General features: G+C 55.8%; 24 protein-coding genes and 1 tRNA gene. All 25 read right to left on the bottom strand.

The genetic code is table 11. The features are described 5' to 3' along the window. Positions 1 to 16: 16 nt before the first annotated feature. Positions 17 to 946, bottom strand: coding sequence for a type II secretion system F family protein (locus Q0Y09_RS10085; protein ID WP_006874014.1), 930 nt, complete (start codon positions 944 to 946; stop codon positions 17 to 19). Continuing rightward, entirely contained in the window at positions 943 to 2,469 is a 1,527-nt protein-coding gene (locus tag Q0Y09_RS10080; protein WP_238069320.1) for a CpaF/VirB11 family protein, read from the bottom strand. Before Q0Y09_RS10080 ends, Q0Y09_RS10085 begins: the two co-directional genes overlap by 4 nt. 260 nt (positions 2,470 to 2,729) lie before the next feature. Continuing rightward, a complete protein-coding gene (locus tag Q0Y09_RS10075) occupies positions 2,730 to 3,545 on the bottom strand; it encodes a ParA family protein (protein WP_195446520.1) in 816 nt (271 codons plus the stop codon). After that, entirely contained in the window at positions 3,545 to 4,390 is an 846-nt protein-coding gene (cpaB, locus tag Q0Y09_RS10070) for a Flp pilus assembly protein CpaB (protein ID WP_195446518.1), read from the bottom strand. The genes Q0Y09_RS10075 and cpaB overlap by 1 nt, the downstream gene beginning before the upstream one ends. Before the next feature lie 47 nt (positions 4,391 to 4,437). Next, positions 4,438 to 4,566: a hypothetical protein gene (locus tag Q0Y09_RS10065; RefSeq protein ID WP_006874018.1), complete on the bottom strand. Its 129-nt coding sequence runs from the start codon at positions 4,564 to 4,566 to the stop codon at positions 4,438 to 4,440. 5 nt (positions 4,567 to 4,571) lie between these two features. Beyond that, on the bottom strand, positions 4,572 to 4,991 hold the full coding sequence (locus Q0Y09_RS10060; protein ID WP_195446516.1) for an A24 family peptidase: 420 nt from the start codon (positions 4,989 to 4,991) through the stop codon (positions 4,572 to 4,574). 6 nt (positions 4,992 to 4,997) lie between these two features. After that, a complete protein-coding gene (locus tag Q0Y09_RS10055; protein ID WP_006874020.1) occupies positions 4,998 to 5,261 on the bottom strand; it encodes a DUF6133 family protein in 264 nt (87 codons plus the stop codon). 52 nt (positions 5,262 to 5,313) lie between these two features. Then, complete coding sequence (locus tag Q0Y09_RS10050) at positions 5,314 to 5,709, bottom strand: SpoVG family protein (protein ID WP_006874021.1); 396 nt, start codon at positions 5,707 to 5,709, stop codon at positions 5,314 to 5,316. Positions 5,710 to 5,763: 54 nt separating this feature from the next. After that, positions 5,764 to 6,315 carry a YodL domain-containing protein gene (locus Q0Y09_RS10045; RefSeq protein ID WP_006874022.1) on the bottom strand — a complete coding sequence of 184 codons (552 nt, stop codon included), beginning with the start codon at positions 6,313 to 6,315 and terminating at the stop codon, positions 5,764 to 5,766. Positions 6,316 to 6,338: 23 nt separating this feature from the next. After that, positions 6,339 to 7,079, bottom strand: a complete 741-nt coding sequence (locus Q0Y09_RS10040; protein WP_196011100.1) for a DUF3849 domain-containing protein — start codon at positions 7,077 to 7,079, stop codon at positions 6,339 to 6,341. A 10-nt stretch (positions 7,080 to 7,089) separates the two neighbouring features. After that, positions 7,090 to 7,509 (bottom strand): hypothetical protein, encoded by a 420-nt coding sequence (locus Q0Y09_RS10035; RefSeq protein ID WP_007492893.1) that lies wholly within the window; start codon positions 7,507 to 7,509, stop codon positions 7,090 to 7,092. Then, positions 7,502 to 8,044, bottom strand: a complete 543-nt coding sequence (locus Q0Y09_RS10030; RefSeq protein WP_006874025.1) for a hypothetical protein — start codon at positions 8,042 to 8,044, stop codon at positions 7,502 to 7,504. Before Q0Y09_RS10030 ends, Q0Y09_RS10035 begins: the two co-directional genes overlap by 8 nt. 13 nt (positions 8,045 to 8,057) lie before the next feature. Continuing rightward, positions 8,058 to 8,483: a hypothetical protein gene (locus tag Q0Y09_RS10025; protein ID WP_230979291.1), complete on the bottom strand. Its 426-nt coding sequence runs from the start codon at positions 8,481 to 8,483 to the stop codon at positions 8,058 to 8,060. Beyond that, positions 8,467 to 9,303 carry a DNA adenine methylase gene (locus tag Q0Y09_RS10020; RefSeq protein ID WP_006874027.1) on the bottom strand — a complete coding sequence of 279 codons (837 nt, stop codon included), beginning with the start codon at positions 9,301 to 9,303 and terminating at the stop codon, positions 8,467 to 8,469. The genes Q0Y09_RS10025 and Q0Y09_RS10020 overlap by 17 nt, the downstream gene beginning before the upstream one ends. 8 nt (positions 9,304 to 9,311) lie before the next feature. Further along, positions 9,312 to 9,644 carry a hypothetical protein gene (locus Q0Y09_RS10015; RefSeq protein ID WP_195446512.1) on the bottom strand — a complete coding sequence of 111 codons (333 nt, stop codon included), beginning with the start codon at positions 9,642 to 9,644 and terminating at the stop codon, positions 9,312 to 9,314. 175 nt (positions 9,645 to 9,819) lie between these two features. Next, on the bottom strand, positions 9,820 to 10,857 hold the full coding sequence (locus Q0Y09_RS10010; protein WP_006874030.1) for a hypothetical protein: 1,038 nt from the start codon (positions 10,855 to 10,857) through the stop codon (positions 9,820 to 9,822). Between the two features lie 3 nt (positions 10,858 to 10,860). Next, on the bottom strand, positions 10,861 to 12,108 hold the full coding sequence (locus Q0Y09_RS10005; protein ID WP_242989092.1) for a hypothetical protein: 1,248 nt from the start codon (positions 12,106 to 12,108) through the stop codon (positions 10,861 to 10,863). A gap of 322 nt (positions 12,109 to 12,430) precedes the next feature. Continuing rightward, positions 12,431 to 13,429, bottom strand: coding sequence for a hypothetical protein (locus Q0Y09_RS10000; RefSeq protein WP_195446511.1), 999 nt, complete (start codon positions 13,427 to 13,429; stop codon positions 12,431 to 12,433). Positions 13,430 to 13,446: 17 nt separating this feature from the next. Continuing rightward, complete coding sequence (locus Q0Y09_RS09995) at positions 13,447 to 14,442, bottom strand: DUF4314 domain-containing protein (RefSeq protein WP_007492912.1); 996 nt, start codon at positions 14,440 to 14,442, stop codon at positions 13,447 to 13,449. Continuing rightward, on the bottom strand, positions 14,443 to 15,780 hold the full coding sequence (locus Q0Y09_RS09990) for an LPD28 domain-containing protein (protein WP_195446509.1): 1,338 nt from the start codon (positions 15,778 to 15,780) through the stop codon (positions 14,443 to 14,445). A gap of 75 nt (positions 15,781 to 15,855) precedes the next feature. After that, a complete protein-coding gene (locus Q0Y09_RS09985; RefSeq protein ID WP_195446507.1) occupies positions 15,856 to 16,986 on the bottom strand; it encodes a DUF6329 domain-containing protein in 1,131 nt (376 codons plus the stop codon). A 2-nt stretch (positions 16,987 to 16,988) separates the two neighbouring features. Then, entirely contained in the window at positions 16,989 to 18,194 is a 1,206-nt protein-coding gene (locus Q0Y09_RS09980) for an antirestriction protein ArdA (protein ID WP_195446505.1), read from the bottom strand. Further along, on the bottom strand, positions 18,179 to 18,892 hold the full coding sequence (locus Q0Y09_RS09975; protein WP_195446503.1) for a hypothetical protein: 714 nt from the start codon (positions 18,890 to 18,892) through the stop codon (positions 18,179 to 18,181). Before Q0Y09_RS09975 ends, Q0Y09_RS09980 begins: the two co-directional genes overlap by 16 nt. An 85-nt stretch (positions 18,893 to 18,977) precedes the next feature. Beyond that, on the bottom strand, positions 18,978 to 19,637 hold the full coding sequence (locus tag Q0Y09_RS09970; RefSeq protein WP_039997436.1) for a hypothetical protein: 660 nt from the start codon (positions 19,635 to 19,637) through the stop codon (positions 18,978 to 18,980). Between the two features lie 190 nt (positions 19,638 to 19,827). Then, positions 19,828 to 19,903 (bottom strand) — tRNA-Ala (locus Q0Y09_RS09965). Positions 19,904 to 20,020 lie beyond the last annotated feature (117 nt).

Below are 20,020 nucleotides of genomic sequence, written 5' to 3'. Positions count from 1 at the left end.
TGGTTACTGATGAGGATCACCTCCGATACTCAATGGGCTGGGTCAGCTTGATGACCGCTGCGGTGCTGATGAACATCACAGCGGCAATGGCTGCCAACAGCGCCTGCCCCAGCGGGGTGTGCATCAGAACATCGTACCAGTCCTGATTGAGCCAGTACAACAGCGGGATATTGCCGATGACCAGCACCTGCATGGTGATAAACTCCTTGCGGGGCTCAAACACCAGATTCTCCAGCTCACCGTTGACGATCCGCATATCGGAGAGTTTAGCCACGATGGGAGTCAGGATGGTCTTGAGCCCCCGGTCGTGTCGGCAGGTCAGCAGAGCGGCCACCCACTCCCGAAACACGGCGTTGTCGATCTTCGTCCCCATGTCCTGGAGGGCGGCGTCCACATCGGGGTCCACCAGCTTGATCCGGGTGAGAAACTCCACAAACACACTCCGGACGGGCGGGTTGAGATAGTCAATGTTTTCCTCCACTGCCGTCTGGATGTCCTCATTGCGGAGATAAGCTGTGGTGATGATAGAGAGGGCGGTTTCCAGTTCAGCGGCGATGTTCTTTTTGTAGTGATTTGCGGTCAGACGGATAAACCAGAACGGCACGAACATCATGCCCACCGCCAGCACCGGCACCAGGAAGAGGTTGCCCAGCGTCAGGGCGAAGGCGGCCCCTACCAGAAAAAGAAGCAGGGACAGGGCGCACACCATGGGAAACTTGGCGGCCCGGCCAGTCATCCGCAGAATGGTCTGTGTCTCCTCGATTTCCCGGCGCAGAAAGGATTTCTTTTTGCGCCGTGTACTCTCATTAACCTCCGACCGGATGCTTTTGGGCTTACTGGTGATTCTGCGGAACACCCCTTCAGTGAAGTCCATAGGGGAGATGTGTAAAAGGACAAAACAACCTGTGATCAGCCCTATACAGGCAATCAACTGGATCAGATTCATACAGATTCGCCTCCTTCCTTGCCGGTTTCAGGTTTGGCAGGCGGCTTGGACTGTGCGCTCCTGGTCTTCGGAGCGGGCGTTGCCTGTCCTGCCTTTGCCGGACTGGAGCCTGACTTACCCTTAGAGGGAGCGGACTTTTTGCCCACGAGCTGAGTCAGCACCTCCTGCGGCATACCATTGTCGATGAACCGCTTCTGCAGGCTTTCCGAGATGGGGTTGACCGCCTCGTGGCGGCCCTTAATACGGTATTTGCCGTCCTCCAACCGGTTTTCTTCGATTTTGAAGTGATAAAGGGTGTTGTACCGGCGCTCCCCAGTGGGCAGGATCTCACACTCCATGATCTCCATGATTTTACGGCTCTTATCCTCCAGCTGCTTGGCGAACACCACGATGGGGAATGCCTCGGTGACCAGATCCATGAGGGTATCGTCGGCCATCTCGTGCTTACGCTTGCAGAGGGTGACCATACGCCGCCATGTAGCCTGGGATAAGTTGGAATGAATGGTGGTCAACACGCCGTGGCCAGTACGGGCGGCCTCCTGTGCGGCATACGCCTCCGCAGACCGCATCTCGCCCACACAGATGATGTCGGGGTGGTACCGCAGGGCCATGTCCAGCAGCATATCCTGATCGATATTCTGCTTGGCGTTCTCGCTCTCACGGGTGATGGTGTGAATGACGCTGTTGCACACCCGGCCATCTTTCTCCCGCACCAGGTCCAGCTCACGGGAGCCGTTCTCGATGGTGAAAATACGCTTGTTGTCCGGGATGGTGGTCAGGAGCCAGCCTGCCACCGTAGTCTTGCCGGAACCGGTGGCCCCGGCAACGCAGACGGAAACGCCGTAACGCAGGCAGGCGGCCAGAAAGTCCAGCATGGGGCCTGTGGCTGTTCCACCTTTTACGAAGTCCTCTTTCTGCATATTCTGCGGGTTGACGATACGGATGGATGCCGTGACGCCCACATCCTCGTCCACCAAAGGGGTCTTGAGGACCGCGATGCGGATGTTCTTGCTGAGATGGCCCAGGACGGCGGGACTGGCATTGTCCAGCACCATACCGCTGACATGGAGCATACGGCGGATCACATTGACGGCGTGTTCAGGGCTGTCGAAATGTTCCTCCAGCTTGACCGTTTCGCCATTGGCGTACAACACCTCGATATCCCGCCAAGAGTTCACATTAATCTCCTCAATGCCGGTTCCGAAGATGTACTTGGTGAGCAGGCCGAACTCGGCCATCTCCGTGTAGAGGGCGTCCACCAGCTGGTCGCCGGAATAGCCTTTGACCGCGATGCGCCGGTCCTGCACATATTTGGTGATGTACCGTTTGATCTGGGCCTTGGCGTCTTCATCGCCGCCCTCGGTGATGAGGGCGGAATACTTGCCGGAGATATATTCCTGCACATCCTGCAGGACGGTGTTGAAATCCTGCCCTTCATTCTCCGGGGTGAAGAAGAGAGAATGCGCCCGATAGCCGCCTGCAGACTCTGTATTCAGGGACCGCCTGGGGAGATCCTCCGCCATGTTCACGCTATCTGTGGGATCAGCTTCAACCCCTATCCCATCATCAGCTGGGGCGTGACGCAGCGGCTCATCCGCGGGCTGGGGTTCTCCAACGCCGGCTTCATGCTGATTCTGACCCATATTGCCGCTTACCGGGCAGTCCGGGCCGAAATAGAGGGGGAGTTCTTTCTTCCGCCCGTCCGGACCTGTCATGATATGTGTTGCGGCGGCTTTCTCAGCGGACGCTTTGGGAGCGAACAGGGACTGACTTCGCTTCTCGCCTAACACCCAAACACCTCCCTGGCAATCTTCTCGATCTCCTTGCGGAATACCCGGCTGTCCTTCATGGATAGGTCCGCCAGCAGGTTGCCGGCCAGATACTGTCCCTCCAGCTCCGCCGAATGGGGCAGCGTGAAGGCCACTGTCCCCAGCGCCTGACTCATGTGATCCCCGGCCTGCTGGGGCTTTACATTGCTGGCGGTCTTGTACTGCTTGTCCGTATCCCATTTGGCATCCCGCAGGAGGGGAAGTTGGCTGGACAGGTAGCTGATGCTCTTGAGGTCGGCGTTGGCCAGCCGCAGGACGGAATCCGCCTCCATGAGCGCCACAGCGGAGAGGATGTCGTTGGCGATGTAACTGCCGCAGTCAATGACCACATAGGGAGCGATCTCCCGCAGGCAGTCGATGAGCTCCCGCGCCTGCACCTCGTTGTAAGGCGGGTAGGTGTACTCATTCTCTCCCTTGAGCATCCCCAGCATGGTGAGGTAACCCAGGCGTTTGTGGGTGACCAGGTTGTTCTTGACCAGATTCTCCGACACATGGGCGGCGGCCAACACGCTTCCGAGGGAACGCTCGCACTCCAGATCTGCCGCCGGGCAGATACAGGGAAGCATTGGGGCTGTCATGTCGCAGAGAAGGAGGATCACATTCCGGCGCTTGTCGGCCAGATACTTGGCCAGCCGCACGGCCACGGTGGTCTTGCCGCTGCCGGGGCTGCCCCACACCGCCAGCACCCCGCCGCTCTGATCCTCCTGCTCACAGGCGTCCTCCTGGCCACTTCCTCGGGAAAAAATACCCGCTTTCTTGAAGTTCAGCATCAGGCCACCTCCTCGGTTTTCGCGGGCGCCTCCGTTTCTGCGGTTTCGCTGGAGTCAGCGGCGGGTTCGGACTCTGCGGGATTCTCCTGTGGTTTCTCCTCGGGGTCCGGCTCCGGGGGATACAATTCCAGAATGATCTCGTCTTGAGAGGTCAGGAACTTGTCGGCATTCTCCCGGTCGCCCCGGTAGACCAGCGCCAGATGGATGGTCCCCTCGGCCTCCAGCTCGGCCAACACTTTGGCCTGCTCGGGGGACACCAGCAGGGTGACAGTATCGGGCAGTTCCTTGTCATCCTCCTCGTCCACAGGCTCACCGGTGTTGGCGTCATAGCCGGAGGAGGCGGTAACACTGATGATCTCCACATACTGCAGCTCAGCGGGGACAACGGTCTGGCCCTGCTGCTTGTAGTCCGGGGCGATCACCGACACAATGTCGCCGCTCTGCAGCTTGCCGGAGAGCCCCTCCGCAAAACTTTTGATGGACACGGAGATGGCCTGCTGGCTCCCGTCCAGGCTGTACAGGTAGGCGTTTTCCGCTGCTGGGGCGTCTGAGAGTTTGGAAGGGATGATATAGTCGCCCACAGCCAGATCCGCAGTAGCGTATTTACCCACGGCGCTCTCTTTCTGCCGAAGGACATCCTCTGGGAGATTATAGCCGCCCACCTCCACGATCTGAACCATGCTCTCGGTGATCTCATCGCCGGCCCGGATGGGCTGGACTACCCGCACGATCTCAGCTTTCTGGCTGATGCTCTGGTTGAACAGCGGGGTCAGACCGAAGCAGATCAGCAGGGAGAGCAGGATGCAGATTACACCGACCACGGTGCGATTTTTCAAAAAACTCATACTGGCATTTCCTCCTTGATTTCATGTTGGGTCGGAAAGTCCGGGCATTACGCCCGAACCGATCTGGCCCTTCTGCTCCGCTTCAACCGGGGCAGAAGAATGGCGGCCGCCGTCAGGGGCAGGGTCACGCCAACGATGGTGAGCACAGTCTTTCTCGTTACATGGAACTTCTTCATAGCAGTCAACCTCCAAAACAGTATAGTGCGGCAAAGCCGATGGATAAAAATGGTCCCAGCGGCAGCGCCGCCCGTGTCATTGCGGGTAGCGGATGATGAATGAATTTTTGAAATAACATAGCGGTGCAGAAATACAGCACCGCCAGCAGCAGACCCAGCGCCATCCCCCAGATCCCCCGCCAAAAGCCCAGCACAAAGCCGGCCGCAGCAGTGAGTTTGATGTCGCCGCCGCCCATGCACTCCGGCCGGATCAGGGCGGCAATCAGCAGGGGCAGAGCCGCCAGCACTCCAAAAAACTGGGCGGGGCTGAAGGAGATCAGCCCCACCGCGGCGGTCAAAAGACAGAGGAAATCCGGGATAGTACGCTTGCGGCAGTCCACCGCAGAGGCAGCGGCCAGTGCCGTGAGAAACAGGAACGCCTGCACCGGGTATCAGCCCTTGTAGTCAAACATTTCCTCTACGCGCTCGGTCACGGTGGGCAGGACGGTGTCCCCGAACAGAGTGTAGAGGCCAGCCAGGAGCAGGGCGCCCAGCACCACGGCAATCAGGATCTTGATGGCGGTGTCGATGTAGCCCTCGCCGCGAGTGTTGCAGAGAGGGGCGGACAGGTGGGCACGGGCGCAGGTCATGGCGCAGTGGGCCTTGCAGGTCATCGTCTTCACGGTGTTGGACATCTTGTTGAACATCTTCTTCATAGAGAGTTCCTCCTCAAAATTTTAGATTGTTGATTGTTGTGTGGTCAGTGGGTCACATACCCATCTTCTGAGCCTGCTGTGCCGTGGGGTCCGGCGCGGACTGGGGAGAGCGGTTCATCCCCTGCGTCAGTGCCTGCTGGTAGGCGGTCACGACAGCCGATTCCAGTTCGGCGCGTGCCTCCCGTGTGTACGGAAAACAGATGTCCTTGATTTCACCCTTGCTGTTGATCTGGCCGGGCATGGATACAAACAGCCCATTGCTGCCCTCCATGAGCTTGACGCCCCGGACGGCAAAACAGCCGTTGATGTTCAGCGATGCGGTGGCCCGGCAGGGACCGTCAAACTGGATAGAGTGGATACGGACATCATACTGCATGGGAAGGACAGGAGTATCCTGCTGGGAAACCTCTCCCTGGGGGTTTTCACTTGTGGTCTGCGCTTTTGCCATGGTGTGTTCCTCCTTTTCTGAATATAAAAAATAAGTGGCTTTTCTGCTCTTGGGTCACAGGGTCATGGTCATGCCTGATTCCTGCTCCGGGGCTTTCAGTTGGACGGGGACGATAGCTGTGCGGTCCACATAGTAGAACTCGCTGCCGGAATCGTCGTAGAGTTCGACAAGGTCTGAGATGGCCAGCGGCTGTCCGTCGCTGCCCAGGGACCTGCGACAGAATGCCTCCCAGATCCCATCCAGACTGTTGGTGCTGACAGTGCCGTCAAACACTGCCTGGTAACGGGTAAGGTCAGGTCCGCCATATTCACCACTCATGCGGTCCAGCCCAATGAAGCGCATGGCGGCGGGAGCTGAGGGGCCGAGCTGCCAGATACGGCAGGATTTCAGGGCTGGCCCGTTGTCTGCTGCCTTCTGGTATCCACCGCTGGAGAGACGGTCATAGATGCCGTCCTCCCACCGGACAGCCAGCCCCTTCCTTGCCAGCCAGTCCTCCAACTCCTCACGGCGGAACATGGAGTCCGCCACCACTCCCTGTTCTGTCCTGTAGCCCACTGGATTTCCATAGTAGAGCAGACATCGGTTTTTCATTTCCACACTTCGCATGGCGGCACATCTCCTTTCTGCGGTTAAGTCATGTCCATCCCTCCCATACCCGCGTTCTGCCCTTGAAGCTGAAGCTCCTCCAGTTTCTCTCTGGCCCAGCCGGGGAGGAATTCCTCTTTCAGAACGCCGGTGAAATCTGTGCGGTTCCATCTGGTCTGCTCTCCATCGCCCAGGCAGGTACAGCGGATGGAACGGCCGATGGCATTGGGCCTGCATCCAAAGCCATCATGGGCCAGCCAGAGCTGGTTCTGGGGCGTCCAGCAGGACTCCTTGAGGGTGTCTGGACTGAGCACCAACACCCGGCCCTCATAGTCCAGAGATTCATAGGAGTTGGGTTCGCAGTGCTCCGGCCCAAATAGTTCCAGCTTGCCGTATGCCTCCCTCACTTGACTGATAAATGCGTCCAGATACGCCAGGGCGGTGTCCACTTCAAAATAACGGTTATGGGCATCATCGGGTGGGACATAGACTTTCTTTTGCCATTCCTGGTTTTCCGTGCTGAGCTGCTCCTTGTAAGGTCCCAACCTTTCTATCGTGTTGGCCAGGACGAAATTGGTCCGCTTGAAGCCCCACCGTTTCAGCACCGTTTGGGATGCTTCCGGCTTTAATGCGCTGCGGCGGCCGTCGCCATAGACGCGGATGACGGCTTCGATGTCCCGCGCACAGGATACATTGGCGTGGAAACTTGCATCCCAGAGCGTAGCTTCCCCAAGTCTATGGGCCTCTGAATGCGAGTTGGGATAGAGGTAGATATCCTGTTCCATCTTGCCTCCTTTACGGCAGACGCCATTTGCCCGCTGGGGGGATCGTCAGCGGGCTGATGCCCAGCTCATTGAGCAGGCAGCAAAGCTCCACCGAAAGCTCCCGCAGTTCCTCCGTTGAGGGGACGATGATGAGCGCTCCATCCGCGGCCAGAACCGCGACTTCTTCTCCCACGGGGATAGATGCCTCGGATAACAGTGCGGCGGGCAGATTGAGTTCCATACCGCTGCTGGTGTATCCGGTACACTCAGCGTCGTCACAGGTTCTGGTCACCAGGAGGCTGTTTGCGTCACAGTCGCAGATGTACTGGTTCGCTGGGGTGGTGATGGGAACTTCTTCCCCCGGCTCATAGCCCATTCCGCGCATGAAAAATGCAGGCAGGGTCAGAGACCCGTCTACACCGACCCGAACCGTTGTATGGATCTTACTCATCGCCGTGTTCCTCCTGCCCATTGCATGCGGTGCGTTCTCCGTAGATGAGATTCCCCACCATCAGCTGTTCCTCCAGCTCGCCCAGGCAGATTCCGGCTTCACCCAGCATCTCCAGCAGGTAGGGAGGCACATCCCGCAGGTCATGGTCATATCCGGCCTCGGCAATGGTGACGGTCTTTTCTTCGTCATCCACATAGACACAGAGCTTGGCCCCGGCAGGGATGCCGGCTTCTTCCCGCAGGTAGTCTGGCAGTTCCAGCATGCCGTCCTCCAGATCATCGAATGGGCAGCCATCCTCGCAGTCATCACAGGTGCCACAGACTCTGGCCAGATGGACGGTGAGCTCCGTGGCCAGCCGGTGCAGGGCATCCATCGCCTGGATCAGTTCCATGGTGGTCATTTGCTTTTTCAGAACGACCACCGCGCTGTCCAGCGTGTGGATCTCGACCTTTTCTCCGCCCTCAAAGCCACTGATCTTGAACGCTCCGCCGGGAATCAAAAGAGTACCATTGTTTATCTGTTTGTTGAATTTCATCTTCTTCTCCTTATTACATTGAAATTGTAGAACGGGCTGGATTGGATGCTCCCGGCCATTCCTGTCCTTGTTGGGCAGCCAGCCCGTCCCGGAAGGCTGTCAGATCTTCTCCTGTCGGCGTATAGCGCCTTGCTTCAAGGGCGGCCATCAGCGCATAGGTCTGGCCAACCTCGGACAGCAGTGCCCGAAGATCGTCCGCAACCATATCCGTCCCCATCCGGCGGAGCTGCGCGGTAAAGGTGATTCGGTAATGCGGCTGGCCGGGGATGCTGTCGATCCGCATATCCATTCCCAAGTTGGAATCGTGTTGCGGGCGGATATAGACCTGACCCACTACGCTGGGGCAGACCTGAAGGCGGCCCTGACTCATTTCCTCAATCAGCTGAGCCGCCTGCTGGAGCTTTTCCAGTTCAGAGAGCTGTTCATCCAATTGCCTCACCCCCGTTCCAGTCAAACAGCGTCATTTGAGAGGGAACCGCCCGGCTCCGCTCCCGCAGGTCATAGTTGGCGATAAGCAGTTCCGGGAACTGAGCCCCATTGTCGTACCTCTGCTTGATGTTGTTGATACGGGTGGTTTCCATGAGGTAGATGCCTGGCCTGTCGTACAGCCCGCGGACAAAGGCGTCGTCGTTGTAGGAGAGCAGGAATTTGCCCTCGATCCGCATCAGGGCGTCCCGCAGGCGGATGTGGTCGGCTTCGGTGAAACCGTCTTCACCAATGTTCTGGTAATACCCCTCGGTGGCATGGTAGGGCGGGTCGAGATAGAAAAAGCTCACTGGCCGGTCATATTGATGGAGCAGTTTTTCAAAGTCCTTGTTCTCAATAACCACCTTGGCAAGCCTCCGGTGGGCCTGCTCGATGAGCGAAAAGTTGCTACGCATATCGTGGGGCTGGCTGCCAAAACTGGTCAGCCCGGAGGCGTAGCTGTAGCGGATGAGCTGATAGAACCATGCCGCCCGTTGGACATCGCTGGCGGGGCTGTCCCGCGCCAAGGCGGAGCGGATGCGGTCAAAGTCCTCCCGTGCGTTGAGTACATACCGCAGAGCCTCCATCAGTTCCTCCGGTTTGTCCCGCACACAGCGGTACAGGTTGACCAACAGGCCGTTGAAGTCATTGTAGACCTCAAAGTCGTTGCCGGGAGGCTTGTGGAACAGTACCCAGCCCCCGCCGCCGAACACCTCAATGTACCGCTCATAGTAGAGGGGGAACAGCCGGACGATCAACTCCCGCAGGGCCTTCTTGCCTCCAATCCAGGACATGAAACTGTTCAGGGCGTATCACCCCCATCCAGCGGCAGGCGGGTCTGTGCGGTATCCTCTCGCTCCAGAGTCCGATCCAGTCCCCGGATGGCGGCCGCGATTCCGCTGATCCGCCTGGTCAGATGGGCGATGGTGGCCCACACCTCCTGATCCGTGGCGGCATAGAAGTATCCACTTCCGTTGCTGGCGATGGGGACGCCATCCCGCCGCAGGGCATTGACCATGTGTCGAACCTGAATCCCTTTGATGCCGAAGGTCAGTTCCAACTCCCGGCTGGTGGCGGCGTTGAGAGCTCCCATGTGGTACTGCTCCAGATATTCCGCCAGCCGTTCTTTCTCCATGAATGCCTCCTTTCCGGGCCTGTTTTCCGAAAAAGGGCATAAAAAAGAAGGGGCCGTTTTCCCCTTTCGGAAAACGGCCCCTGTGTCATATTCTACATCCTGTTTTTACTTCATCGAATCACCCCCAGCTCCCGCAGCGGACAGATGCGGTTTTTGTGACTTGGCAATAGATCGGCTATATTGACAGAGCGGGACTGTGGTGCTCAGGCTGGCTATACTCATACCGGCGCTCTCCACCGTTCCAGGCTACATAGCCGTGGTCGGTGGTCGAGAGGCCATATTGACCCATATTGGCCTCTGCGTAGGCAGCCCCGTCAAAGGCGTCTGTTATCAGTCTGCTGGGCGGGATCACGCCGTTTCGGACCGCAAGTTCCCGCCCGTATGCGGCCAAGTCCATGCCGCGGGGGAAGAACTCATAGTGCTGGAGATTCTGGGCGAGATCCAGAGCCAAATCCAGCCGGTGGCAGTCCTCCAGCTCCAGCACCGCCTGCCATTTGTCCAACCAGTGGGGTGCCCCCTGACCCTGTTCCGCCCAAACATAACCGAAGTCAATGGCATGGCGAACCAGTTCGCTGGCTGAGTCGTACTGGTCGAGAATACCCGTCAGCTGGGGCAGGCAGCAGTCCACCTCCAGTGCGATGCACTCGCTGAGGCTCTCTGCCTGTAGCGAGTCCAGCCCCAGCAGGAGTTCGTCCGGATGGTTTGAGTCGATATACTCGCCGGAATCCGGGAAGCCAACCCAAATCCCCTCCATATTGCTCCGGCTGGCCAGTTTAACTCGTATGGCATAGTCACCGGCGACCGGCTGGAGGGTGGGATCTTCCTCTACGAAGGGATCTGCCAGTTTGATGTTCCGCACATAGTGACCGTTACAAAAGGCTCCATTCTGCGACTGGTGGTAGGCGGCCCCCAAATGCTCCGCATTCAGGAATGGACGGGCGGCATCCGAGGAACACTCTATGCTCTCCATGACAAATTTTCCAAGCGCGGCCTCGTCTCCCGCGCCATAGAAGAGGTCGTAACAGTCCAGTTGGGACGCAATCCGCATCACATGGCCGATCTCTTGGGGCTTCTCCAACTCCATCGCCCCTTGGAACAGGATCTTTTCTTTCTCTGTCATATTGGAAAAGCGCCGCTCCAGCCAGTCATGCTCCGATTTTGTAACATAGAAGCCGTCCAGCTTGTCAAAGAGGGCGGCGTTTTGATCTGACATCGCTCACATCATCTCCAGTCCTTGTCCTATTTCCTGTTCCGGCTGAAATACCGGGAGAGGCTGGCCGTCCTTTCTGCGGATCAGACCATACTCTGTGATAACCCCCAGCCGGTCATCCAGCATCTTCTGGCCGATCTGGGCCGCCTGCGGGGTCTGGAACAGCTCCTCTGGTAAAGCAGAATACTTCTCACGGAACATCATCTCCGCATAGCCCCAGGTCTGCGCTACCTCGGGACGGAGTTCGTACTGGTCAATCTCGCCCATCAACCGTGTGGCGTCCTGCAGACTGGGGTGGTCAACCACGGATAAAAGCGCCTTATACTTGACCATATCCGATTCGGGCCACTCCCGTTCTATTTGAGCCAACCGCTTGGCAAATTCGTCGGCCTGTTCAATGCCATCCTCATCGTCGATAGCGTTGTTGATAGCATCTCGCAGGAAGGGGATCAGGCAATCCACACAGCGGAATGCACATTCATCCACTGAGGCGGCATCTACTTTTTCCACCGCTCTCCATATACCGGCATCCGCTGCGGGAAGATTCAGCACTGCGGTTTTGTCGTTATCATAGCTTGGGTCATTGAAAAATCCCTTACGCACCTCCAGCACCACCGGAGCATCGGAGCGATGGAAGCAAGCCGTTTCATTGGACTGGCACACATAGATGTCCTTGATTTCTCCACCCAGTTCCGCATAGCCGAAGTCGGTGAACACGCCGCCATGATCCTCCTGATGCTGTTCTCCCAGCAGTTCCAGCAGTCTTTCCCGAAAGCCGCTGCCCTCCTCTGTGGTGTCAAGCAGAGCCATAGCCTCATTTGAGAGCATTTCATTTGCGTATAAAAACGCCCCCAGTTCTTCATGATTGGAAACTCGGGGCGCAAAACAGCAGATATCGGTATTGTAGGTCAGGTTAATCAATTGGTTCAGCGGAATGGGAGCGACGCGGTGATTCTGCTTGATTTTCAAAAGAGCATCCATCCCTTTTTTCTGCTCCTCTGTCAGTGAGGCCAATCGCTGGGCAAACAGGTTTAGGTCGTATAGATTAGCATTCCACCCAATCATGGCATGCGTGAGGCCATTGTAATGGATGCAGGTTAGCTCATTTTTGCAGAAGCTACCGTCTTTGATTCTCGCCTTTTGGAGTGCGTCGCTGAACTCCGCAAAGGATGCTGGCATTTTCATTACCGTGGCCGTCTCATAAGATTTAGGTCCACTGTTGCTGATCTCCACCTCGAAAATTGTCTTATCCAAGAGTAATCCCTCCCTGTGTAGACTCTTGCTCAGGAGCCTCGGGCGGTTCCATGTCTGAGTGAACTTCGTTCACGGTTTCCAATATGGATTCCAAGTCTCTTTTCCGAGAAATATTCGCAAAATCCACGGAGCGGCAGTATACTTCGCCATCCTTTCCCACAGAGCACTGTGTCTGCTCTTTGCCTCGCATCTTTTTCGATTTCACTGCCAGGCATCCGTCATCGGCAATTCGTGAGGAGAAGCCCTTTTCCTTTAACCGCTCCGACAATACCGAAAAAAACTGCCGCGTTCTCCCATCAAGATCCATTTTATACGCCTCTTTCTATAAACTCATTCCCTGCATCTCAATATCTTCTGCAGGAGCGGAAGGGGCCTCATAGAGTGTGCTTCGGCCATAAGCGATGCGGATGATATCCTCTGCGGAGTAGTCGGAGCCAGCGCCAAAAAGATGCCTGAACTGCAGGCGGTCTGACGGAGCAATGTACCATGTGGAATACTGAGACTTCAGCCCTTTCAGGGATTCAGCCGATGTTTTGAAGGTCAGTTCCACTCCGTCCTTCTGTACCGTGACATTGACCGTCTTTGCGCCACTTTTTTGGAGGGCATCTGTAATCGCCCGCATCCGATAGACCAGTGCATCGCTGTCCTGGCTGAGCATCTGATACTCTGCCAGCAACGCATCCTTCTTTAGAAACTGCGCCAGAAATTCCTCCTGGTTGTCCCGCATGTACTGTTCCGCAGTTGTTTTTATATAATCCTCCGGGGATTTGAGGTAGGAGAGCAGGGTGTCTTCTGTCAAGGATGTATAATACTCACTGTGAAACTGTACATCGGGTTTCTCCCCAGAAAAAACGAGGGAAGCTGCCTCCCGCCCTGCCTCGGTTCCCTTGTAATACCGGTATGAATTGATGTTCCTCTCACTGGTGAGTTCCCTGACAGAGAGGCGACTTCGCTCATTGGAAATGGCCGCCTCAACATAGCGGTCGACCTCCTGAGCGATGCGCTTCCCAAACGCCGTAGAATCCTGGCATTCTTCTTCCGTCAGTCCGGAGACAAAGTTGGGAAGGGGGTCATCCAGAAGATGGAGCGCCTGGTGTTGCCGGTCGTACAGGCCGCAGAACTCCAAACGGTCGCTCCAGCTGATCCTCTCTCCATAAAATGTTTCGCATCCAAAGAGGTAATCAATCTCTGGCGTTGCGGGAACTTTCACTACTGAGCCCAAATGCTTGCCCTTTTGCAGAACTAAAACTGGCACAGCGGCATTTTCCAGCCACTCTTGAAACTCCTGCCGGGGAAGTGGGGCCTGCTTTTGCTGCGACATTACAAAATCCTCCCATTTTACTGTTTCTGCTCAAAGTTTGCACAACTTGTCTGTCCCGAGTATGACTCTTCATAGTGTTTGGGGTCAGCACCAGGCACATCCCACCCAGCCATGCTTCCTATCTCCATAGCTTGCCGCTGGATGGGGGTGACGCCCAGGTCTTCGTTCAACTCATCCGCCAGTTCCACATTCCCTTCCTTGTCGCCGGTATCCCAGTCGGAGGGGTAGTAGCCAGTTTCACCCCGTTTGATGCAGATAAGCTGTCCGGTGGTCCGCAGGGTGGAGAAGCACAGTTCCGGCAACCCCTCGGCCACCTTGGGGGCAAACCGTTCCTGTTCGGTTTGGATGCTCCAATCATCAGGCTGCCACAGATGGACATACAGCTCGCCGCCGTCCACCTCGATGGGGCGCTGCTCGAAGCCTTCGCCCCATCCGTCAGAGGCTTGTCCACCCAGGTACTCTTTTAAGATGGTAAGCTCTTCCGGAGTCAGCTCTCCGGCCACCCGGCACTCCGCTACGCCCCAGAGCTGGCGATTCCTGACCTCAACAGTAAACACCGCCGAGCGGACCTTGTGATCTACACTGTCGTCCTCACCGTACCAGTGCATGAGGCCGCTCTCGTTTTCCTCTGGTACCCGGTTTTTTACCAGAGCGGACAGAATTTGTCCCTCATAATCCATGAGGGTGCGGCCATCCCACTCCTCACCGTCCTCTGACATATCCCCCCACTCGTCCCGTCCATAGAAGTCCGCTGTGAGCGGCATATACAATTTGAATGTCTGAGGCTCTGGCAGATAGACCGAGAATCGGTCTTCTCCCAGCACCAGAGCCAAGGTACATCCATTGTCCCACTTTACATGGAATTGCCCGGCATCGTCGATATAATCCAGTTTCCCGGTACTGCCGGGGGAAATGGGCCGGGGATTACCGCCTATCTCTGTGAGTTGGATGCGGGAATCCTTGGGGAACTGCTGCCGCAAGAAGTCCAGCCACTCTCTCGGTACGCTTTGCATTTACATCTCTCCCATTCTAATCCCAATATCCGGCTGATTTAATTGTTGATAGAGCCGTTCCATCGCCTCCGCCACCACGAGGTCCGACCGGAAGCTTTCCAGTTTTTCGTGATCCGTAAAGAATTGCTGTTCACCGCTCTGGAAATGAACAAAGTCCACTGTGGCGATACCGTCCTTAATAACGCCCAGCCGTTTCTCACTGGTATTGCTGTCCTGGTAGATTTGGATTGCTTCCTCCAGAGTCAGATCTTGCCTGATTATCTCCTGCGGGGTATTGGTGTCCGTCATGACAAACCAGGCATAGGTGTGGGGAATGCTGGGATCTGCGGCTTTCCTAAGAGCCTGCTTCCCAGTTTCAGTCAGTCCATAGTTGCAGGGACGGCGTGAATTGTCCTCACCGGCAAAATCCAACAGGATATCGTCTACCGCTTTTTTGACCTCCGGATCGTCTGTCAGCGTTTCAAAGCGGAAGCCGGTTGTGCTGCGGAAGGGCAGTTCCTCCCGGATGGCCTGGAGCAACGCCTTGGAATCCGTGAACTCCTGCTGTTCGCCGCTGGCGAAGGTTACCCGACCCACCACAGGGTGTTCCTGTCGGTACATCTCCTGCTGGCAAAGATCATAGCAATAGAGGTATCCCTGATACTCGCCGGGAAAGGGAGTACAGCGTAGACAGAAACGGTAATTTTCTGTTTCCGCAATATAGCCATAACTCCTGCGGTCCTCTGTGATGGAGCCGCCATGCTGCCAGCAGTAGGCGTCCATGGCCCCCAGATTCTTCAGGAGTCCAGTCTGACGCAGGTCGTCCACAAATCGCTGCAGCACCTCTTTGAACTCCGGGGTGTTGAACCTATCCTCGTTATGGGGCCACCAGGTGTGCCAGAACTCCTTCTCACCATGGCCGAAATCCATGCGGAGGTGGCCTACAGTACCCAGTGCCTCGTCCAGCTTTTCTTCGGAATAGAACAGCCCCACCTCATCCAGGGAGGCGGGGCGCAGTACAAACTCACGATTATCCTGGGGGTAGGCCAGATCATGCTCCTCGCAAAACTGCTCCAGCGTCATTTCTTCTCCCAGCAGATAAAATGTGCCGTTGACCCGGCGCGAAGCAGTACCTTCATGCTTTAAAGGGATTGGAGAAAGTACGGTTCCTGCATGATAGTCAGCGGCATGATCCACCAGAGTGGTTCGGGTGCTGGGAGATTTATGTGTCCCCCGTAGGTCATAGCAGTACCACCCATCAGGAATGATATCCCGCTGAATCAGCCAGTTGGTGAACAGCACAGGTTTTCCAAGCAACGCTGCGTGTTGCATGGGGTCTGTCCAGATGTTAATGCTCATTTAATCCCTCCCATATTCACAGTGTTTTCCCACTCGTGCTGGTTCCACAGCGTATCTTGTATCTGCGTACAGGGATTAATGCATCTGCAACCCATCTTGTACTTCAGGGAACGGATCACTGAGCTTTCGGAGCAGGCCAAATTCGGTCCTTCTCACACCATCCTCCCGCATATAAAAGTTGCCCATTGCTTCGAAATCCGTAAAGCCATCGAGGGTAGAGATCAGCTCCTCGTCCGCCCCGATCCGCTCCAACACCTGCTTGCCATATTCCTCCGGATCGTCCGGTACACGCTCGTAGTCATCCAGTTCGATGGAAAACCTCAAAGCCTCCTGGAGCGTTGCCGGCTGTTCCACCTCAAGGACAGAGAGGTATTTCAGCAATGCGCCATCCTCCTGATCCATTATCCGGATATTTTCCGCCAACTCGTCCAATTGCTCCAGTCTCAGATCCATCCCCTGGAGAGGAAGATATTCCCCCAGATAAGGCCGCAGGGCCTCCACCCGAGTGAGTTTCGCCATATTGAGGCTGTCCACTCCCAGAAGTTGTCTGGCGCTCTCCAATTGCTCAAAGGTCGTAGGCAGAGTGATCTGCGCTGTTTCGCTCTGTACACGAACAGGGCAGGGGTTTTCCATCCATATCCGGAAAACGCCGTCCAATCTCTCGTTCTCCAAAAGTTCAGGTGTCTTTTTCTGCACATAATTGCCGCTGGAATATTCTCCTCCATGCTTTTCCCGGTATTCAGCCCCCACACGGGCATAATTGATATAGGGCTTGAAGCGATCCGGAAATGGTGTGATCCCTTTGTTCACAAGGTAGATGCCCAATTCTGAATCAGACGACACATTGTTGACGAGCATATACTCATCCAGCCTGTCCGCCACAGTAAGGGCCCCCTCCAAGTTCCAGACACACTCCGCATCCAATGCCCCGGAAAAGATGGCGGCTTTCGCCGGAGAAAGTGCCTCTGTGCGTTCCGCCAGTTTTTGTAGTTTTTGAAACTGCTCCGAATCTTCTACATCCACATCGTACAGGCATCGGTAAAGGACCGGTACATTGCTGCTCACATCCAGGATGGCGGTGGCTGTGGTATCGAGGCTGATTCTGTCCAGGGAGGCAAATGCCTCCCCAATCTCAGCGGGACTGGCGGGCAGTTGCAGACGGACAGTTTCTTCTCCTTTTCCCCGGCTCAGAGTCAACAGAATCATCGTTACATTCCTCCCATCTGAAATTCCTGTTCCCGCTGGTGCTGCTCTGCCGGACCGCCGGCCATCAGCTCCCCCAATGTCAATGTGCCACAGTAGGCCACATATCCTTTCTCCGTGAAGGCTCCTGTTTCCTTCTCCATACGGAGTTTGCCGTAACGCTCATAATCATAGAACTCCTCCAGATTGGGGTCATATTCATAATGGCCGGAGTCCTGGATCATGTATCTGCCATATTCGGCGGGAGTGCGGACTTTGGGTGCAAACTCAAACAGCTCCAGATTTTTGGCCAGTTCGCGTATCTCGCCGGCACACTCCGGCTTGGCCATCTCCATGACCGCCGTCAACTTTTTCTGTTCCAAATCAGACAGTGCAGCGATGGCCGTCGCCATATCATTCAGCGCGAATAGATCCTCCCGTTGTCCCTCCAGGACCTCCTCCACCTCGGATGGAAGCAGACTGTCCTCATACCAGATGCGGGCATCGTGGATGTTAACGCCTGAGCGTGCAATTCCACGCTGGAGCTGTTGCTCGGAGCAGGGCAGGAGCAGCCAAGTGATTTGATCTATATTTTCCGGCTCCTGCCGGGAGGAAAGCCCTACCGCCAGCAGATTCGGCTGGTAGTGGTAACAGGGGAAGTGGCGGCCGTCATAGAGCTGCTCCAGTTTCATCCCGTTATCATAGACCACGCCATAAGGGGTAATCCTTCCTTCAAGATGATTGAGGATCAGGTCCAGAGCGAACTTGCGGCCATCCAGCCGCTCGAGCTCCTCGATTCTGCAGCCCCCACCCTGCATCGTCATGTAGTGCTGCCGCCCAATGGCGTCCAGGTCGGAGAAGTCTGTGATGACCGTGGCCTGCTGGCAGCAAAAGGTCAGATTGATGAAATCCTTTATATTTGAGACGCCCAATTTGCAGGCCATTCCCTGGAACTGGGCAGCCTCACCGTCATCAAAACTGTCCAGCCGTTTGGCCAGATAGTCCAGCTCATCAAAATTGACCAATGAGCCAACCAGCCTGTTCAGTACGGTATAGAAGCTGTCCAGTTCATCCACCCGGCAATCCTGCCGGAGCGCGTCACCGATTTCCAATGGCTCCAGCAGTTCGATCATGCGGTCATATTTCTCATCGGGGATAGGGAATGGAACCGTAATCTGCCCATATTCCGGGTGCTGAGCGCTGCTCAGTACCGCTTTCAGCACATAGCCCATTCTGGTGCCTCCTTACTCGCATCCATGACCGCCTTTCCATATCTGGCAATCATGGTTGCGTAAATAATATTGTGGAAGTCCAGATCACTCACCAGTTTTGGGTGTGCCAAATCTTCTGCCTCCATGGGTGACTTCAGGTCATACAGCCGTCTGGCGGAATAAAAGATGGGGTAATCCTGTATCGCAAATCCATGGGGTTTGGATACGATGCGGCTGAAATCAATGGAATCGTGTGAAAGAGCGGAGAGCGCCGGTTGCCAGAGTCGCTCCTTTGAGGCGAGAAGATAGAGCGCCGCCAGATAGCCAGGAGGCGCATCATCCCATACCCTGTCCGCAAAGCGGCTTCTGAGGTGGACGGACACTGTGTGCAGGACTGCCTGATCCGGCCCGCTCCAGTGTTCCACAGCCTGAATCCTCTTGTGCAGGCCGGCATGAGGGATGTGTCCGAAATATTCCAGAATCAAATCCAGGTACTCAATCGCGCCGGACTTCAACCGCTCCGCGATATACGGACAGGTGCGGACTTGACAGGATCGGCGGCGGTAATGCAGGCAGTACCGGCAATCCACATCCTCCGGCTTGTAGCAGAAGCGGCTGAGGATCATCATCCCGCCGCCGCGCTTCTGGAAGCCAGGGACGCTCATCATCATATGCTCCAGACCAGCTCGAGGGGTATTCTGAGCGAAATATCTTGTCATGGCACACTCCTTCTTTCAAAACAAAAAAGCGGGAGCCGCTTATGCTGCACAGTGTGTGCAGATGCGGCTCCCGCTTTTTCTGATGTCACATATCAATTTGTGGCTCCTGTGCTTGTCCCTGCTCCAGTCTGTCCGCCAGATCTGGGACAGTGTATTCGATCTTTGTCCTTGCGGTCTGCATGGCTTTGAGGTGTCCATCTTCCAGCTCTGGGCCTTCATCCAGCAGGTAGTCTGTGGCCCGGTAGAGTTCAGTTAGCTCCTCCGGTGAGAAAAGCTGGGTCTTGGAGATCAGCCCGGAGCGGACGGCAAAATCCTGCTTGGCCCCGCAAAAATCTTCATCATAATAATGTCCGTAGCTCACGCCGGTTCTGTTATAGTCCCAGATCCAAGTGACAAACTGATAGCCCCTGCCATTTTCCAACTCCCGGCCAGCCAGCACTGCGCCGCCAAAATCCGCCAGCAGATGGAATTTTTCGCTCAGACCGCTGATATGAAGGGTGGGCGCAGTTTGAACCGCCTCAACATAAGTGTACACTTCATCTGCGGTCTGTGCGACTCTGTGGTACAATTCACTGGCCTCCGGATTATTGCTTCCGGCAGGAAAAAGGAACACATCGTTTCCTGGAGAAACAAAGAGGACAGGCTGACCATGGAGGAAAATCTCCAGCCGCCTATCCTCTACATTGGATGATTCAACTCCGCCTTCTCTCAGGCGCCGGGAAAGTTCTTCAAAAAATTTTTTCAATGGTTAAACCTCATTTCTTTTTTATCTGTTGGGACGACAACAAAAAAGCGGAGATTCTATCATCGAATCTCCGCTTCAATAACTATATTGGTTTTTCTCCGGGGGAAGGGAATCAGGTGTCCGTCCTCTTTGTGTTTTCGTATGGATAGAACAATGACTCACACATTTGGTCTGTGTGAGTCATTGTTTTTGGTGGAGATAAGCGGGATCGAACCGCTGACCTCTTGAATGCCATTCAAGCGCTCTCCCAGCTGAGCTATACCCCCATGATGCCAGAAACCCTTGATTTTGCTGGATTTCTGAGCTATTCAATTTTTTGACTTTACTCTCCGTTGCGGGGGAGCACACCCGGTTGCTTGCGCTCCCAGCTGAGCTATACCCCC

Origin of the sequence: Intestinimonas sp. (genome assembly GCF_026169115.1) — a bacterium.
In the GTDB taxonomy this organism is placed as follows: Bacteria; Bacillota; Clostridia; order Oscillospirales; family Oscillospiraceae; genus Intestinimonas.
This window is presented reverse-complemented; position numbering and strand designations above follow the sequence as displayed.

Excerpts from the sequence above, each read along its gene's own strand:
- Q0Y09_RS10000 (WP_195446511.1), bottom strand. The coding sequence starts at position 13,429 with ATGTCGCAGCAAAAGCAGGCCCCACTTCCCCGGCAGGAGTTTCAAGAG.
- Q0Y09_RS09980 (WP_195446505.1), bottom strand. The coding sequence starts at position 18,194 with ATGGGCTATGTGCTGAAAGCGGTACTGAGCAGCGCTCAGCACCCGGAA.
- Q0Y09_RS10055 (WP_006874020.1), bottom strand. The coding sequence starts at position 5,261 with ATGAAGAAGATGTTCAACAAGATGTCCAACACCGTGAAGACGATGACC.
- Q0Y09_RS09995 (WP_007492912.1), bottom strand. The coding sequence starts at position 14,442 with ATGCAAAGCGTACCGAGAGAGTGGCTGGACTTCTTGCGGCAGCAGTTC.
- Q0Y09_RS10050 (WP_006874021.1), bottom strand. The coding sequence starts at position 5,709 with ATGGCAAAAGCGCAGACCACAAGTGAAAACCCCCAGGGAGAGGTTTCC.
- Q0Y09_RS10045 (WP_006874022.1), bottom strand. The coding sequence starts at position 6,315 with ATGCGAAGTGTGGAAATGAAAAACCGATGTCTGCTCTACTATGGAAAT.
- Q0Y09_RS10040 (WP_196011100.1), bottom strand. The coding sequence starts at position 7,079 with ATGGAACAGGATATCTACCTCTATCCCAACTCGCATTCAGAGGCCCAT.
- Q0Y09_RS10075 (WP_195446520.1), bottom strand. The coding sequence starts at position 3,545 with ATGCTGAACTTCAAGAAAGCGGGTATTTTTTCCCGAGGAAGTGGCCAG.
- cpaB (WP_195446518.1), bottom strand. The coding sequence starts at position 4,390 with ATGAGTTTTTTGAAAAATCGCACCGTGGTCGGTGTAATCTGCATCCTG.
- Q0Y09_RS10030 (WP_006874025.1), bottom strand. The coding sequence starts at position 8,044 with ATGAAATTCAACAAACAGATAAACAATGGTACTCTTTTGATTCCCGGC.
- Q0Y09_RS10035 (WP_007492893.1), bottom strand. The coding sequence starts at position 7,509 with ATGAGTAAGATCCATACAACGGTTCGGGTCGGTGTAGACGGGTCTCTG.
- Q0Y09_RS10085 (WP_006874014.1), bottom strand. The coding sequence starts at position 946 with ATGAATCTGATCCAGTTGATTGCCTGTATAGGGCTGATCACAGGTTGT.
- Q0Y09_RS10020 (WP_006874027.1), bottom strand. The coding sequence starts at position 9,303 with ATGTCCTGGATTGGAGGCAAGAAGGCCCTGCGGGAGTTGATCGTCCGG.
- Q0Y09_RS10065 (WP_006874018.1), bottom strand. The coding sequence starts at position 4,566 with ATGAAGAAGTTCCATGTAACGAGAAAGACTGTGCTCACCATCGTTGGC.
- Q0Y09_RS09985 (WP_195446507.1), bottom strand. The coding sequence starts at position 16,986 with ATGATTCTGTTGACTCTGAGCCGGGGAAAAGGAGAAGAAACTGTCCGT.
- Q0Y09_RS10080 (WP_238069320.1), bottom strand. The coding sequence starts at position 2,469 with ATGGCGGAGGATCTCCCCAGGCGGTCCCTGAATACAGAGTCTGCAGGC.
- Q0Y09_RS09990 (WP_195446509.1), bottom strand. The coding sequence starts at position 15,780 with ATGAGCATTAACATCTGGACAGACCCCATGCAACACGCAGCGTTGCTT.
- Q0Y09_RS09975 (WP_195446503.1), bottom strand. The coding sequence starts at position 18,892 with ATGACAAGATATTTCGCTCAGAATACCCCTCGAGCTGGTCTGGAGCAT.
- Q0Y09_RS10010 (WP_006874030.1), bottom strand. The coding sequence starts at position 10,857 with ATGTCAGATCAAAACGCCGCCCTCTTTGACAAGCTGGACGGCTTCTAT.
- Q0Y09_RS10015 (WP_195446512.1), bottom strand. The coding sequence starts at position 9,644 with ATGGAGAAAGAACGGCTGGCGGAATATCTGGAGCAGTACCACATGGGA.